This is a genomic window from Fictibacillus aquaticus (genome assembly GCF_002245695.1).
GTDB classification, from domain to species: domain Bacteria; phylum Bacillota; class Bacilli; order Bacillales; family Fictibacillaceae; genus Fictibacillus; species Fictibacillus aquaticus.
Genome location: NZ_NOII01000001.1, coordinates 574,666 through 588,529, shown reverse-complemented (window position 1 = coordinate 588,529; position 13,864 = coordinate 574,666). Strand labels below are relative to the sequence as shown.

The window sequence follows — 13,864 nt, the reverse complement described above, 5'->3', positions numbered from 1 at the left end:
TTGAAAACCGCATTTCAAAGTGATACGGGTTTGGTTCGGCACCATAATGAAGACAGCGGGGGAGTGTTCACAAAAAGTGAGCACTTTCTTGCCATCATTGCAGATGGCATGGGAGGACATAATGCTGGAGAAGTTGCCAGCCAGCAGGCGATCAAATATTTTACCGAAAAATGGAACTCGATCCCTGAAGAAGTTTTAGCAAGTGTAGAGAACCGTAAAGAATGGCTTCACAACACAATCACTGAGGTCAATAAGCATGTGTACACCATTGCCAGCGGCAACGATGCGATGAAAGGCATGGGAACAACTATTGTAGCTGCGTTAGGAGATGCCTTTGTTGTAGTTGTAGGCAACATTGGTGATTCAAGGTGCTATCTCCTGAGCGGAGAAAATTTCAGCAAGGTGACTGAAGACGATACACTTGTAAATGAATTAGTAAAATCGGGACAAATAACGGAAGATGAAGCACAAATTCACCCAAGGAAAAATGTGATCTTGAAAGCGGTAGGTACTGATTATGATGTAGAGCCTGAACTCTCAATCATTGAGTGGAAAAGCGGAGATATACTCATGCTTTGCTCAGATGGGCTGTCAGACAAAGTGAACAAAAACAAAATAGAACATATTTTGCGGAATAAAGATGTTCCGCTCGGCGAAACAGCGCTTGAATTCATTAAAGAAGCAAACCGTAATGGAGGAGATGACAATATTACGGTAGCATTAGTGATGAATGCAGAAATTCCTCAAGTGCATGAAGGGGAAGCATAACATGATAGGCAAACGAATCAGCGGCCGTTATAAGCTGCTTGAAGTTATTGGTGATGGAGGGATGGCTATCGTCTACAGAGCTGTCGACCTTATTTTGGACCGAGATGTTGCGGTCAAAATTTTAAGGACAGAGTTCTCGGACGATGAAGAATTCATCCGCCGGTTTAAAAGAGAAGCTGAAGCAGCAACTAGCCTTGACCATCCGAACATCGTCAGCATTTTTGATGTTGGAGAAGAAGACAATATTTATTTTATTGTCATGGAATATGTTCAAGGAAAGACATTAAAGCAATACATAAAAGAACACGGCAGATTATCTGTGGAACAATCTATAGATATTATTAAACAGATCGCCTCTGGTATGGCCGTCGCTCATGATCATGGCATCATTCACAGGGACATCAAGCCCCACAATATTTTGCTTAACAGCCACGGAACGGCTAAAGTGACCGACTTCGGGATCGCTCTTGCCATTACTAGTGCGACGATTACACATACAAATTCAGTACTTGGCTCGGTTCACTATTTTTCTCCTGAACAGGCACGGGGCGGATTAGCAACAGGGAAATCTGATATTTATTCGCTTGGTGTCGTTTTGTATGAAATGATGACAGGAAGAGTGCCGTTTACAGGAGAGTCACCGGTTTCAGTAGCATTGAAACATCTTCAGGATCAAGTTATCGAACCTAGAAAGCTTAATCCGGACATTCCGCAGAGCGTAGAAAACATCATAATGAGGTGCTTATCAAAAAACCCGATTTTCCGTTATGATACAGCTCATGAACTGCTCGATGATGTAGCGGCTGCTTTGTCGCCCGAAAGGCTTAATGAAAAAAAATGGACAGCCTTTCAGGAAAATGAAGAAGAAAAGACAAAAATGATGGATCCAGTCATCGCTAATAAAAATCTTCCTGAAACAAAACCTGATAAAAAGAAGGACGAGAAGCTTCCTGAAAAGAAAAAACGCAAATGGTGGCTTATCCTGCTTCTCCTGCTCGTTTTGGGCGGGGGAGCTGCAGCTGCGGCATTTACGGTGCTGCCGGCTTTGTTTTATGTAGAAGAGGTCGCGGTTCCTGATGTAGAAAGCCAAGAGTATGAAGATGCGCTCGATAAGCTGACGGCTCTAGGTCTCGAAGTCACCAGAAAAGAACAACATGACCCTGAAGTGGAAGATGGTAAAGTAATCAGACAGAATCCGGTTCCAGGAACAAAAGTAAAAGAAGGAAGCAAGATTGTTCTCACCGTATCCAAAGGGCTGGAAGAAAGCAAAATGGCTGATATAACAGGGTTAAACATCGGAGAAGCTGAAAATATTCTCGAAAGCAAAGGTTATATTAACAGAGAAATAATTTATGAAGTATCCGATACGGAACCAGAGGGATCAGTCATTTCGCAGAAGCCAGAAGCAGGAGAAGATGTTATCCCTTCAGAAGTGCAGGTCATAATCAGAGTAAGTTCAGGGCCAGAAGTGATAACGATGGATAATTTGATAGGTCTTACGAAGGAAGAAGTGGATAATTTCGCAAAAGATGCTGGCCTCAATGCGATATATGAGACTGAATATTCTGATACAGTCGAAAAAGGGAAAGTAATTTCTCAGGATCCATCGCCTTATACAGAACTTGAAAAAGGAGACAGCATTACAGTAAAGCTGTCAGATGGACCAGATCCAGCTAAAGAAGAGGAAGAAGAGAAAGAAGATGAAACCGGTTCACAGCCAGATGAACTGGAATCAAAACAGTTTAAAGCCAAACTGACAGTCAGGATTCCAAAGAAAAACAAAAAAGATCCTGTAGCAGTCAAAATTGTATACAGTGACATGAATTCAAGCGGCAAGGTGTTTGCTGAAGAATTGATCACAGATACGAAAGACTATGAAATACCGATGACTGTCGCGAAAGATGGAACCGCTTCTTATACGCTGTATATAAACGGCAAGGAGGAAACGACAAAAACGTATGATTATAATGATGTGGATGGTAGGAAGGAACAAGGTGACTGATCATGCCTGAAGGAAGGATCGTCAAAGCGTTAGCCGGATTTTATTATGTCAGCTATGAAGGAAACGTATTTCAATGCAGAGGAAGGGGGAATTTCCGCAAAAGAAAAATTTCCCCGCTCGTAGGCGACTGGGTTGAGTTTGAATCGTCCAGTCCGACAGACGGCTATATTCTTGATATCTTCGAAAGAAAGAATGAGCTCGTCCGACCGCCTATTGCTAATATCGATCAGGCACTGCTTGTTTTCTCAGCTGTCGAACCTGCATTTGCTCCTGTACTGCTTGACCGTTTTCTTGTTCATATAGAACACAATTATATTCATCCTGTTATCGTAGTTTCAAAAATGGACCTTATAAGCAGTGAAAAAGAAAGACTTAAAATCGAAGACTATATCTCCCTCTATAGAAATATCGGATATGAGGTTATTCCGACATCTACTAAAACGGAGGCAGATCTTACTCATTTCCATGAACTCTTCAAAGATAAAGTGACGGTGTTTGCCGGACAGTCAGGAGTCGGCAAATCCTCTCTTCTTAATCTGATCAATCCTGAGCTTAAGCTTGAAACAAACGAAATTTCAAGCCACCTTGGACGCGGTAAGCATACGACCAGGCATGTAGAGCTCATACCGTTCGGAGAAGGACTCGTTGCGGATACTCCTGGATTCAGCTCTTTAGATTTTAACGGAATCGGCCAGGAAACCCTTTCAAACCTGTTTCCTGAGATGGAGAGAAGACTCGACGGCTGCAAGTTTAGAGGCTGCTCGCATACGTCTGAGCCAAAATGTGCTGTTAAGGAAGCACTGGCGGCAGCAGAAATTGACCAAGAACGCTATGATCATTATGTGAGCTTCCTGCAGGAAATCAAAGATCAAAAAAGGAGATATTAATACGATGATTAAAGTTGCGCCATCCATACTTTCAGCAAATTTCGCTCATCTTGCAGATGACGTTAAGGCTGTTGAAAAAGCAGGAGCGGATTACATTCATGTTGATGTAATGGACGGGCATTTTGTCCCAAACATTACATTCGGAGCGCTGGCGGTTAAAGCAATCCGTCCCGTGACAGACCTTCCGCTGGATGTTCATCTCATGATCGAGAACCCAGATCAGTATATCGGGGAGTTTGCAAAAGCAGGAGCCGACATTATCTCTGTTCATGCTGAAGCGTGCACCCACCTTCATAGGACAATAGGATACATTAAAGAACAGGGTGTAAAGGCTGGAGTCGTTCTAAATCCAGCGACATCAGCTGAAAGCATTCGCCACGTGATAGAAAATGTTGACCTTGTTCTAGTTATGACGGTCAATCCAGGATTCGGAGGACAGGCTTTTATCCATGGTATGCTTCAAAAAATCCGTGAAATCAGGCAGATGGCTGATGAAATGGGACTTTCGATTGAAATCGAGGTTGACGGAGGGGTCAACGCTGAAACTGCTGCTTTATGCAGGGAAGCAGGCGCGGACGTACTGGTCGCTGGTTCAGCAATTTATGGAAAAAAAGACCTGAAGGATGCTATCACATCCATTCGTGGTGTATAATAGAATCAGGAAAAAATAAATAGTGCCACAGGGGGAGTCTTCATAAAAGGCTGAGAGGGGAGTATGCTCCCGACCCTTTGAACCTGAAGCAGGATCATGCCTGCGTAGGAATGTGGAGAGATGACTTTGTTAATTGCGCAGAGCAGCCTTCTTTCACATGATGGCTGCTTTTTATTTTCTCCACACACAAACGGAAGGAGAGAATGTTATGAAAAAAAAATCTTTAGTTCTGCTGACAGAAACAGCAGTGATGAGTGCACTTGCTCTCATCCTTGGTTTAATTAAATTCAACGGGTTCTGGCCGAATGGCGGATCGGTGAGTCTTGAAATGGTGCCGATTTTCTTTATGGCTTTCCGGAGGGGGCTTGCAGGAGGATTGCTGACAGGACTCGCTGTCGGGCTGCTTCAGCTGATGTTTAATTTTTCTGCTGTCCATCCATTATCGATACTGCTTGATTATCCGATTGCTTTTATGGCTGCAGGGCTTGCTGGTATATTTGCTGTTTCATCAAAAGAAAAGAAATCTAAACGTACAGCTTTTCTTGTTGCAGGCATCCTTCTCGGCTGTACGGTCCGGTTTGCCGCCCATGTGCTGTCCGGTGCTGTCTTTTTTGCAAGCTATGCGCCAGAGGGCATGAATCCATGGGTTTACTCAATTTTTTATAATGGATCTTATATGCTTCCCATCTTTTTGATCACGACTGCTACAGCTTTGTTTATCACCAATACTTCGCCAAAACTTATTCATACAGAGCGTTTAAAAGCGGATCATGCAGCATAAGATTCTGATCGCGGCAGGAGGGCCGGAAGAGTATTGGCCGGATTTAGGGGGAACAAAAAATACTATTTATTGCGGAGCAGACAGAGGCGTATTTTCGCTGGTGAAAAGAGGTATAACCCCTGATTATGCTTTTGGTGACTTTGATTCGGTAACAGTGGAAGAAAAAAAGACGTTCATGAAAAAAAAGACTGTCGTCTTTGAATATGAAGAAGAAAAGAACGAAACCGATCTGGAGCTCGCTCTCGACTGGGCTGTCCGGCAGAAGCCGTCATTAATTACAATTATCGGCGCGACCGGAGGAAGATTAGATCACTCGCTCATCAATGTGCAGATGCTTCTCAAAGGCGCAGAATATGGCGTGAAGACCGTTTTAAAAGACAGACAGAACGAAATCGAACTTTTCTTTCCAGGCACATACACATTAACTAGGAAAGAACTAGAAGGGGCTTGCTACGTATCTTTTCTTTCTTACAGTGAAAAAGTAGAAGGACTCACTCTTGAAGGATTTAAATACCCGCTGTCATCCGCAGTATTGCATGCTGGATCTTCTCGTTGTATTTCGAATGAGCTCGCAGAGAAAAATGGTACTTATTCCTTTAATGCCGGCATATTAATGATGGTAAAGAGCCGTGATTAACCCGGAATCACAGGTTTACAGGCCCTGGTACCAAAATTATAACGGGGAATATAGTAATTATGAGTGTCTTTCATTATAATGTGCGGGCCTGGAGGAGGGGTAAGATGAAATTCTATACCATTAAACTGCCTAAGTTTTTAGGGGGATTCGTCAGGGCAATACTAGGTTCGATGAAAAAAGGGTGAAGTAAAAAAACGCCTCAGCGGCGTTTTTTTATGTTTTGGGATATAAAAAAACATCGGCACAAGTGCCGATGTTTTTTATTAAACGCGCTCTACCTTCCCGGACTTAAGTGCGCGGGCAGATACGTAAACTCGCTTAGGCTTTCCATCCACAAGGATGCGGACCTTTTGAACGTTTACGCCCCAGCTTTTCTTCGCTTTGTTCATCGCGTGAGAGCGTTTATTTCCTGTCTTCGGTGCTTTTCCAGTAATGAAACATTTACGTGCCATAGTGATGTACCTCCTTCGTTACAGCAAAAAGCTATGAATCAATTCAGTCGTATGTTAAATACTAACTTATATTAGCATGAGTCACAAAGGTTTGCAACAATAGAAATAAAACATTTCAAGTAAATTTGCTTGACAAAGCTTTCGCAGCTGGTGTGAAATGGACTAGTCCTTTTAAATAAAGGTAAAGTATAGTAAAATGTTTGGTAGCCATATAAATTAAAAGGGGGATTTAAGCATGTCCATTGAAATGAAAACAACTTATGGTCAGATTGATATTTCAAACGAAGTTATCGCGACAATCGCTGGCGGCGCTGCGATCGACTGTTACGGCATCGTCGGAATGGCGTCTAGAAAACAGCTTAAAGACGGACTTTCTGAACTTCTTGGACGTGAGAACTTTTCCCGTGGAATCGTCGTACGCCAAGAGGAAGATGAAGTACATATTGATATGTACATCATCGTCAGCTACGGCACGAAAATTTCTGAAGTGGCCCACAATGTCCAAAATAAAGTAAAGTACACACTTGATCAGATGCTGGGGTTATCAGTAGATTCTGTCAACATCTATGTTCAAGGTGTAAGGGTAACCACCCCTTAGTTAGGAGGAAAGGTTTGTGTCTTTAAAGGTATTAGACGGTAAAAAGTTCGCACAGATGGTGCTTGAGGGAGCAGCGAACTTATCCAGAAATGCAGCAATGGTTGACGCCCTTAATGTATTTCCTGTTCCAGATGGAGATACAGGAACAAACATGAATTTAACGATCACTTCCGGAGCTAAGGAAGTGGAAAAAAACAAAGACAATCATGTAGGTAATGTAGCATCTTCATTTGCTAAAGGCTTGCTGATGGGCGCGCGCGGAAACTCCGGTGTTATTTTGTCCCAGATCTTCAGAGGCTTTTCAAAGGCGGTTGAAGGAAAAGCGACATTAAATGCGGCCGATTTCGCTAAGGCTTTCGAAGGCGGAGTTGAAACAGCTTATAAAGCTGTTATGAAGCCTGTGGAAGGTACGATATTAACGGTAGCTAAGGATTCTGGAAAAATGGCTGTTAAATCGGCTAAAAAGAACGACGACATCATAACAGTGATGAAGGACGTCCTAGCAGAAGCCTATGCATCTTTAAATCGTACACCGGACCTGCTTCCTGTCTTAAAGGAAGTCGGAGTAGTAGACTCTGGCGGACAAGGCCTTGTAACAGTGTATGAAGGATTCCTGGCTGTCCTTGAAGGAAGAGAGCTTCCTAAAACGGCTGCTGGCTCCAAGATGAATGATATGGTTAATGCAGAACACCATAAAGCCCAGATGCATATGAAAACGGAAGATATCGTTTTCGGCTATTGCACTGAGTTTATGGTGAAATTCGAAGACGACAAATTAAACAAATCATCGTTCGATGAAATTACGTTCAGGAATGAACTGAGTGAGCATGGCGACTCCCTTCTTGTTGTAGCTGATGAGGATGTTGTCAAAGTACACATCCATACAGAAAAGCCAGGTGATATGCTATCGCTTGCTCAAAGGTTCGGAAGCTTGATCAACATTAAGATCGAGAACATGAGAGAGCAGCATACAGCTATCCTTGAAAGCGAGGATAATGTTGTTCCTCAATATGCTTCAAAGCCTGCTGGCGAGAAGAAGGAATTTGGCATCGTTACAGTCGCGATGGGTTCAGGGATTGAAGATATGTTCACATCAATGGGTGCTGCAGTCATCCAAGGCGGACAGACAATGAATCCGAGCACTGAGGATATTGTAAGAGCTATTTCTGAGGTGAATGCTGAAAAAGTGTTTATCCTTCCGAATAACAGCAATATCATTATGGCGGCTGAACAGGCAGCGAGCGTTGTTGACATGGAAGTCCGTGTCATCCGTACGAAGACTGTTCCGCAGGGCATTGCGTCTATCTTGGCGTTCAACCCGTCTTCTTCTATTGAAGAGAATGAACAGAAGATGACCGAAGCTATTAAATCAGTAAAATCCGGACAGGTTACTTTTGCTGTAAGAGATACTTCTATTGATGGTGTCGAGATTAAAAAAGACGACTATATGGGCATCTATGAAGGCAAGATTGTAGCCTCTATTACTGGCAAGCAAGAAGCAGCGAAACAGCTGCTGAAAGAGATGCTTGATGAGGATTCTGAAATCGTCACGATCATTACGGGTGAAGATACTTCAGACCAAGAAGCAGAAGAGCTGTCTGACTTCATCGAATCATCATATCCGGATGCAGAAGTTGAAGTGCACGCAGGAAACCAGCCTATTTATTCGTACATCCTTTCAGTCGAATAAGGAGCGAAAAATATTCTCTCTTAATCATGCTTGTGATATGGTTAAGAGGGAATATTTTTATGTTCATCTACATTAGAAATGAGGTCAATGAATGAAATATAAAAGTGTGTTTGATATCATTGGTCCGGTGATGATCGGCCCTTCAAGCTCGCATACAGCAGGAGCAGCAAGAATCGGCCGAGTAGCCAGGCACCTGTTTGGCAGAAAGCCGGATTATGCCCGTGTTTACTTTTATGGTTCATTTGCCAAAACATACAAAGGGCATGGAACAGACGTCGCGATTGCCGGGGGAATACTAGACTTCGACACATTCGATACTCGAATAGTGAATGCGCTTACACTGGCAGATGAAGCTGGCATCAAGATCACGATGAGCGAAGAAGACGCGATTACAGACCATCCAAATACAGCTAGAATTGTCCTTGGAGACGAAAAAGGCGAGATGGAGCTGACTGGCATTTCAATCGGCGGCGGGAAGATCGAAATAACAGAGCTGAATGGATTCAAGCTCAGACTGAGCGGGAACCACCCTGCTCTTTTAATCGTTCACAATGATAAATTCGGTGCGATTGCCGGAGTGACGAACATATTGGCAAAGCATTCCATCAATATTGGCCAGATGGAAGTCAGCCGCAAAGAAAAGGGCAAAGAAGCACTGATGGTTATCGAAGTAGATCAGAATATAGAAGAAGGCATCATGCAGGAGATCGAATCTCTGCCGATCGTATTGCAGGTTGTCAAAGTGCATGATTAACGGGGGTGCTGAAAATGTTTCGAAATGCTGCTGAATTAGTTGAACTAGCCGAATCAAGAGGCTGTAAAATATCGGATATCATGATCGAGCAGGAGATAGAGTTTACAGGGAAAACAAAAGAACAGATTATTTCTCAGATGGACCGCAACTTGCAGGTGATGGAGGATGCTGTGCTCCGGGGGATAACAGAAGACGTCAGGTCGCATTCTGGTCTTACGGGCGGAGATGCCAAACTGCTGCAGACTTATTTGAAAAGCGGCAAGTCTTTCAGCGGAGAGTTTATGCTTGATGCTGTAAGCAAGGCGATCGCAACAAACGAGGTGAACGCAGCTATGGGAACGATCTGCGCAACGCCTACTGCAGGTTCAGCCGGAGTTGTTCCTGGCACCCTTTTTGCAATAAAAGAAAAATTGAACCCGACTAGAGAGCAGATGGTCGCCTACTTGTTCACTTCAGGGGCTTTTGGTTTTGTTGTAGCGAATAATGCATCAATTTCTGGCGCGGCAGGAGGCTGCCAGGCTGAAGTGGGAAGCGCTACTGCGATGGCTGCTGCAGCCATCGTTGAACTTGCCGGCGGAACTCCATCACAATGTGCGCAAGCATTCGCCATTGCGCTGAAAAATATGCTTGGACTTGTATGTGATCCTGTAGCAGGACTTGTGGAAGTTCCGTGTGTCAAAAGAAACGCCATGGGAGCGAGCAATGCACTAGTTGCTGCCGACATGGCGCTAGCCGGAATCGTGAGCCGCATACCGTGTGACGAAGTGATCGAAGCCATGTACAAGATCGGACAGACGATGCCGGTCGCTTTGAAAGAAACTGCACAGGGAGGGTTAGCGGCCACACCTACGGGCAGAGAGCTAGAGGCCAAAATTTTTGGTGTGCCGCTCAGTGAGAAGTGAGCATATTAATTGAACCTGTTACAAATGTCCAAGGAATAGGCGAATCCAAGAAGAGCGATCTTGAAAGCTTAGGGATTCTGACAGTTGGCGATCTGCTTGAATACTTGCCGTTCAGGTATGACGACAACAAGCTGAAAAGCCTGCCTGAAATTGAACATGATGAAAAAGCAACTATTGAAGGGAAGGTTCATTCTGAGCCTTCTCTGCGTCATTTTCCGAGAAAAAAATCAAGACTGTCGGTTCGTGTGCTTGTCGGGGAAAAGTTTTTGATCACGGCTGTCTTTTTTAATAGAGCATTTCTTAAAAATCAGATTACACCAGGTCAGACAGTTACCCTAAAAGGTAAATGGGATAAACATAAAATGACGTTAAACGCTTCAGATATACACTTCGGACCTTATCAGAGTGATCAATCAATCGAACCAGTGTACCCTCTAAGAGGCGAAATTTATATGAAATCTTTGCGAAAGATGATACAGCAGGCATTCCAACAGTACGGCCAATTGATTCCTGAAGTGCTGCCCGAAAGCCTGTCAATGCGCTACAAGCTGATGAAAAGAGGCGAAGCGCTTTACCGTATGCACTTTCCCTCATCATTTGATGTACTAAAAATGGCGCGGAGAACTCTTGTTTACGAAGAGCTCCTGCTTTTCCAGCTAAAGATGCAGCTGTTTAAAAAGATAAACAGAGAGATGTCGCAAGGGAAATCTTTGAACCTGTCAAAGGAAAAAACACAAGCTTTCATTTCCTCGCTGCCGTTTACACTGACAGAGGCGCAGGCAAGAGTTGTCGGCGAGATTTTAAAAGATTTACAGTCACCCTATAGGATGAACAGGCTCCTGCAGGGAGATGTAGGCTCAGGCAAAACGGCAGTCGGTGCAGTGGCCCTCTATGCAGCTGTTACAGCAGGGAAACAAGGTGCACTGATGGTCCCTACCGAAATTTTAGCTGAACAGCACTTTCAATCTTTAGAGAAGATGTTCGCTCCTTTTGGGATCAGGACTGAATTGCTTACCAGCTCTGTAAAAGGAAAGAAGAGAAAAGAAATTCTGCAAAGTCTGTCTGAGGGAGAGATTTCCGTGATGATCGGCACTCATGCTCTCATACAGGATGAGGTGAACTTCAAAGACCTTGGGTTAGTCATAACAGATGAGCAGCATCGATTCGGTGTTAATCAGAGAAGGGTGCTCAGAGAGAAAGGATCTTTTCCTGACGTATTGTTTATGACGGCAACACCGATCCCGCGTACTCTTGCAATCTCGGCATTTGGAGACATGGATGTTTCTACGATCGATGTGATGCCTGCAGGAAGAAAAACGATAAAAACACATTGGGCGAAACATGATATGCTGAGCCGGATATTAGAGTTTGTCAGAAAAGAACTCAAAAAAGGGCGACAGGCATATGTGATCTGTCCATTAATAGAAGAATCTGAGAAAATTGATGTACAAAACGCGATCGATGTCCATGCGCAGCTTTCCATGTATTTTGGAGAGAACGCCTCAGTCGGGCTTATGCACGGAAGGCTGCATCCATCTGAAAAAGAGCAGGTCATGAGGCAGTTCGCCGAAAATGAAAGCCAGATACTAGTCTCTACTACGGTGGTGGAAGTCGGCGTGAACGTCCCGAACGCGACCGTGATGATTATTTACGATGCCGACCGGTTTGGGCTCTCGCAGCTTCATCAATTAAGAGGCCGTGTCGGAAGGGGATCAGAGCAGTCATACTGTATCTTAATCGCCGATCCGAAATCCGAAGAAGGACAGGAACGGATGACGATTATGACGGAGACCGCCAACGGTTTTGAACTGTCCGAAAAAGATTTGCAGCTTCGAGGACCGGGGGATTTTTTCGGATCAAAACAAAGCGGATTGCCTGATTTTAAAACGGCTGATCTCGTTCATGACTACAGAGTGCTTGAGACAGCCCGCAAAGACGCAGCAGAGCTTGTTTTCTCGGAATATTTCTGGAAAGAAGACCAATACACTCCGTTAAGGGTTCATCTCGAAGCTGCGGGTGTTTTTCAAAATGACCGGCTGGATTAGCCAAAGTTATTGAAAGCAGAACGCTGGTATTATATACTGCTATTAGTACCTGCTCTTAGTTTTTGCGTTTTACATAAATAATGAACGCAGCAAGGCAGTGTTTAGGACGGTGTCTAATGAAAAAAAGCAAAAAGGAAAGACAAGCTCTGCTTGTAGAAACGATAAAAGAAACTCCGTTTATAACAGATGAAGATCTCGCGGAAAAGTATCATGTCAGCGTTCAGACAATAAGACTTGACCGGCTGGAATTGTCCATTCCTGAATTGCGGGAAAGAATAAAAACGGTCGCACAGACTAGACTCGATGATGTCAGAGCTCTTCCGATCGAAGAAGTGATCGGCGAAATTATTGATCTGCAGCTAGATGAATCCGCTATATCGATTCTTGATATTAAAGGTGAGCATGTTTTTTCAAGGACCAGCATCGCAAGAGGACATCATCTATTCGCACAGGCAAATTCTCTTGCTGTAGCGATTATAGACGATGAATTGGCACTTACAGCTTCGGCGGATATTCGTTTTATACGCCAGGTTAAAGCAGGCGAGAGGGTTGTAGCAAAAGCGAAAGTTTCAAAAAGAGGAACAGAGCGGACTGTCGTTGAAGTTTCCAGCTATGTAGATAAAGAAATGGTATTCAGCGGTAAATTTTTAATGTACCGTTCTTGAAAATCTGAAAGGAAGTTATCATCCATGAGAATCGCGATAGACGCCATGGGAGGCGACAACGCACCTGAGCAGATCGTTAAAGGTGCGATGCTTGCTATTGAACAGTATCCTGGGCTTAGCATCACACTGACAGGTGATGAGCAGAAGATCAAAAACTATTTAACTGAAAATGACAGAATTTCTGTTATCCATACAGAAGAAGTGATTTCGAGCAGCGATGAACCCGTAAAAGCTGTCCGTCAAAAAAAGAATGCTTCGATGGTGCTTGCTGCTAAAGAAGTAAAAGAAGGCCGTGCAGATGCCTGTATATCAGCCGGCAATACCGGGGCATTGATGGCGAGCGGGCTTTTCGTAGTAGGAAGGATGAAGGGCATCGACCGTCCGGCGCTCGCTCCAACGCTGCCTACATTAGACGGAAAAGGGTTCTTGTTCTTAGATGTCGGTGCGAATATGGACGCGAAGCCGGAGCATCTTTTGCAATATGGTATCATCGGCTCTATTTATGCTTCAGAAGTTCGGGGAGTTGACAACCCTCGAGTAGGTTTGCTCAACGTCGGGACTGAAGATGAAAAAGGAAACGCATTGTCCAAGGCTGCCTTTGAACTTCTTTCTGACGCACCGGTTAATTTTATTGGTAACGTAGAAGCTAGAGACTTGCTTGATGGAGCGGCTGATGTGGTCGTGTGTGACGGATTTGCCGGGAACCTTGTCTTAAAGTCAATTGAAGGTACAGCGCTGATGGTGTTCACAATGCTGAAACAAGCCCTTACATCAAGCACAGCTTCAAAACTTGCTGCTGCGGTGTTAAAACCGAAGCTTAAAGGCATTAAAGACAAGCTTGACTACAGCGAATATGGCGGAGCTGCTCTGTTTGGATTGAACGCTCCGGTCATTAAGGCGCACGGTTCATCTGATGCAACAGCATTGTTCAATGCTGTAAGACAGACAGTAAACATGCTTGAAAAGAAAGCTATGCCGACCATGCTCGAAAAAATCAAGTCATATAACGAACAAAATCAGGAGGGTTAATT

The 13,864-nt window shown here is 44.0% G+C and carries 15 protein-coding genes and 1 riboswitch; of the genes, 14 read left to right on the top strand and 1 reads right to left on the bottom strand.

The window, feature by feature from the left end:
• The 7 genes from CGZ90_RS03090 to spoVM all read left to right on the top strand — a co-directional run bounded on the left by CGZ90_RS03090 (position 1) and on the right by spoVM (position 5,912).
• Complete coding sequence (locus CGZ90_RS03090; protein WP_094250863.1) at positions 1–768, top strand: Stp1/IreP family PP2C-type Ser/Thr phosphatase; 768 nt, start codon at positions 1–3, stop codon at positions 766–768.
• A gap of 1 nt (position 769) precedes the next feature.
• Positions 770–2,770 carry a Stk1 family PASTA domain-containing Ser/Thr kinase gene (pknB, locus tag CGZ90_RS03085; protein WP_165766748.1) on the top strand — a complete coding sequence of 667 codons (2,001 nt, stop codon included), beginning with the start codon at positions 770–772 and terminating at the stop codon, positions 2,768–2,770.
• A 2-nt stretch (positions 2,771–2,772) separates the two neighbouring features.
• Complete coding sequence (rsgA, locus tag CGZ90_RS03080; protein WP_094250861.1) at positions 2,773–3,657, top strand: ribosome small subunit-dependent GTPase A; 885 nt, start codon at positions 2,773–2,775, stop codon at positions 3,655–3,657.
• Positions 3,658–3,661: 4 nt separating this feature from the next.
• The gene (gene rpe, locus CGZ90_RS03075) at positions 3,662–4,309 is read left to right on the top strand and encodes a ribulose-phosphate 3-epimerase (protein ID WP_094250860.1); all 648 of its coding nucleotides are present in this window, start codon (positions 3,662–3,664) and stop codon (positions 4,307–4,309) included.
• A 20-nt stretch (positions 4,310–4,329) separates the two neighbouring features.
• Positions 4,330–4,437: riboswitch (TPP riboswitch) on the top strand.
• A gap of 80 nt (positions 4,438–4,517) precedes the next feature.
• Positions 4,518–5,090 carry an energy-coupled thiamine transporter ThiT gene (gene thiT, locus CGZ90_RS03070; protein WP_094250859.1) on the top strand — a complete coding sequence of 191 codons (573 nt, stop codon included), beginning with the start codon at positions 4,518–4,520 and terminating at the stop codon, positions 5,088–5,090.
• On the top strand, positions 5,080–5,727 hold the full coding sequence (locus tag CGZ90_RS03065) for a thiamine diphosphokinase (RefSeq protein ID WP_094250858.1): 648 nt from the start codon (positions 5,080–5,082) through the stop codon (positions 5,725–5,727). The genes thiT and CGZ90_RS03065 overlap by 11 nt, the downstream gene beginning before the upstream one ends.
• A gap of 104 nt (positions 5,728–5,831) precedes the next feature.
• Positions 5,832–5,912, top strand: coding sequence for a stage V sporulation protein SpoVM (gene spoVM, locus CGZ90_RS20330; protein ID WP_106408307.1), 81 nt, complete (start codon positions 5,832–5,834; stop codon positions 5,910–5,912).
• 78 nt (positions 5,913–5,990) lie between these two features.
• On the opposite strand, the gene rpmB is transcribed toward spoVM, so the two are convergent.
• Positions 5,991–6,179, bottom strand: coding sequence for a 50S ribosomal protein L28 (gene rpmB, locus CGZ90_RS03055; RefSeq protein WP_094250856.1), 189 nt, complete (start codon positions 6,177–6,179; stop codon positions 5,991–5,993).
• Between the two features lie 235 nt (positions 6,180–6,414).
• Here rpmB and CGZ90_RS03050 point away from each other — a divergent pair, with 235 nt between their 5' ends.
• The 7 genes from CGZ90_RS03050 to plsX all read left to right on the top strand — a co-directional run bounded on the left by CGZ90_RS03050 (position 6,415) and on the right by plsX (position 13,862).
• Entirely contained in the window at positions 6,415–6,777 is a 363-nt protein-coding gene (locus CGZ90_RS03050; RefSeq protein WP_094250855.1) for an Asp23/Gls24 family envelope stress response protein, read from the top strand.
• Positions 6,778–6,793: 16 nt separating this feature from the next.
• The gene (locus CGZ90_RS03045; protein ID WP_094250854.1) at positions 6,794–8,467 is read left to right on the top strand and encodes a DAK2 domain-containing protein; all 1,674 of its coding nucleotides are present in this window, start codon (positions 6,794–6,796) and stop codon (positions 8,465–8,467) included.
• Positions 8,468–8,558: 91 nt separating this feature from the next.
• Entirely contained in the window at positions 8,559–9,221 is a 663-nt protein-coding gene (gene sdaAB, locus CGZ90_RS03040) for an L-serine ammonia-lyase, iron-sulfur-dependent subunit beta (RefSeq protein WP_094250853.1), read from the top strand.
• 14 nt (positions 9,222–9,235) lie between these two features.
• Positions 9,236–10,123, top strand: coding sequence for an L-serine ammonia-lyase, iron-sulfur-dependent, subunit alpha (gene sdaAA / locus CGZ90_RS03035; RefSeq protein WP_094250852.1), 888 nt, complete (start codon positions 9,236–9,238; stop codon positions 10,121–10,123).
• Positions 10,120–12,168, top strand: coding sequence for an ATP-dependent DNA helicase RecG (gene recG / locus CGZ90_RS03030; protein WP_094250851.1), 2,049 nt, complete (start codon positions 10,120–10,122; stop codon positions 12,166–12,168). Before sdaAA ends, recG begins: the two co-directional genes overlap by 4 nt.
• A 116-nt stretch (positions 12,169–12,284) precedes the next feature.
• Positions 12,285–12,833, top strand: a complete 549-nt coding sequence (gene fapR, locus CGZ90_RS03025; protein ID WP_094250850.1) for a transcription factor FapR — start codon at positions 12,285–12,287, stop codon at positions 12,831–12,833.
• 24 nt (positions 12,834–12,857) lie between these two features.
• Entirely contained in the window at positions 12,858–13,862 is a 1,005-nt protein-coding gene (gene plsX, locus CGZ90_RS03020; protein WP_094250849.1) for a phosphate acyltransferase PlsX, read from the top strand.
• Positions 13,863–13,864: the final 2 nt, after the last annotated feature.

What these genes read in the sequence shown, in the direction of transcription:
- rpmB (WP_094250856.1), bottom strand. Translation starts at nt 6,179, where the DNA reads ATGGCACGTAAATGTTTCATTACTGGAAAAGCACCGAAGACAGGAAAT.
- thiT (WP_094250859.1), top strand. Translation starts at nt 4,518, where the DNA reads ATGAAAAAAAAATCTTTAGTTCTGCTGACAGAAACAGCAGTGATGAGT.
- CGZ90_RS03065 (WP_094250858.1), top strand. Translation starts at nt 5,080, where the DNA reads ATGCAGCATAAGATTCTGATCGCGGCAGGAGGGCCGGAAGAGTATTGG.
- CGZ90_RS03050 (WP_094250855.1), top strand. Translation starts at nt 6,415, where the DNA reads ATGTCCATTGAAATGAAAACAACTTATGGTCAGATTGATATTTCAAAC.
- plsX (WP_094250849.1), top strand. Translation starts at nt 12,858, where the DNA reads ATGAGAATCGCGATAGACGCCATGGGAGGCGACAACGCACCTGAGCAG.
- rsgA (WP_094250861.1), top strand. Translation starts at nt 2,773, where the DNA reads ATGCCTGAAGGAAGGATCGTCAAAGCGTTAGCCGGATTTTATTATGTC.
- spoVM (WP_106408307.1), top strand. Translation starts at nt 5,832, where the DNA reads ATGAAATTCTATACCATTAAACTGCCTAAGTTTTTAGGGGGATTCGTC.
- sdaAA (WP_094250852.1), top strand. Translation starts at nt 9,236, where the DNA reads ATGTTTCGAAATGCTGCTGAATTAGTTGAACTAGCCGAATCAAGAGGC.
- rpe (WP_094250860.1), top strand. Translation starts at nt 3,662, where the DNA reads ATGATTAAAGTTGCGCCATCCATACTTTCAGCAAATTTCGCTCATCTT.
- fapR (WP_094250850.1), top strand. Translation starts at nt 12,285, where the DNA reads ATGAAAAAAAGCAAAAAGGAAAGACAAGCTCTGCTTGTAGAAACGATA.
- sdaAB (WP_094250853.1), top strand. Translation starts at nt 8,559, where the DNA reads ATGAAATATAAAAGTGTGTTTGATATCATTGGTCCGGTGATGATCGGC.
- pknB (WP_165766748.1), top strand. Translation starts at nt 770, where the DNA reads ATGATAGGCAAACGAATCAGCGGCCGTTATAAGCTGCTTGAAGTTATT.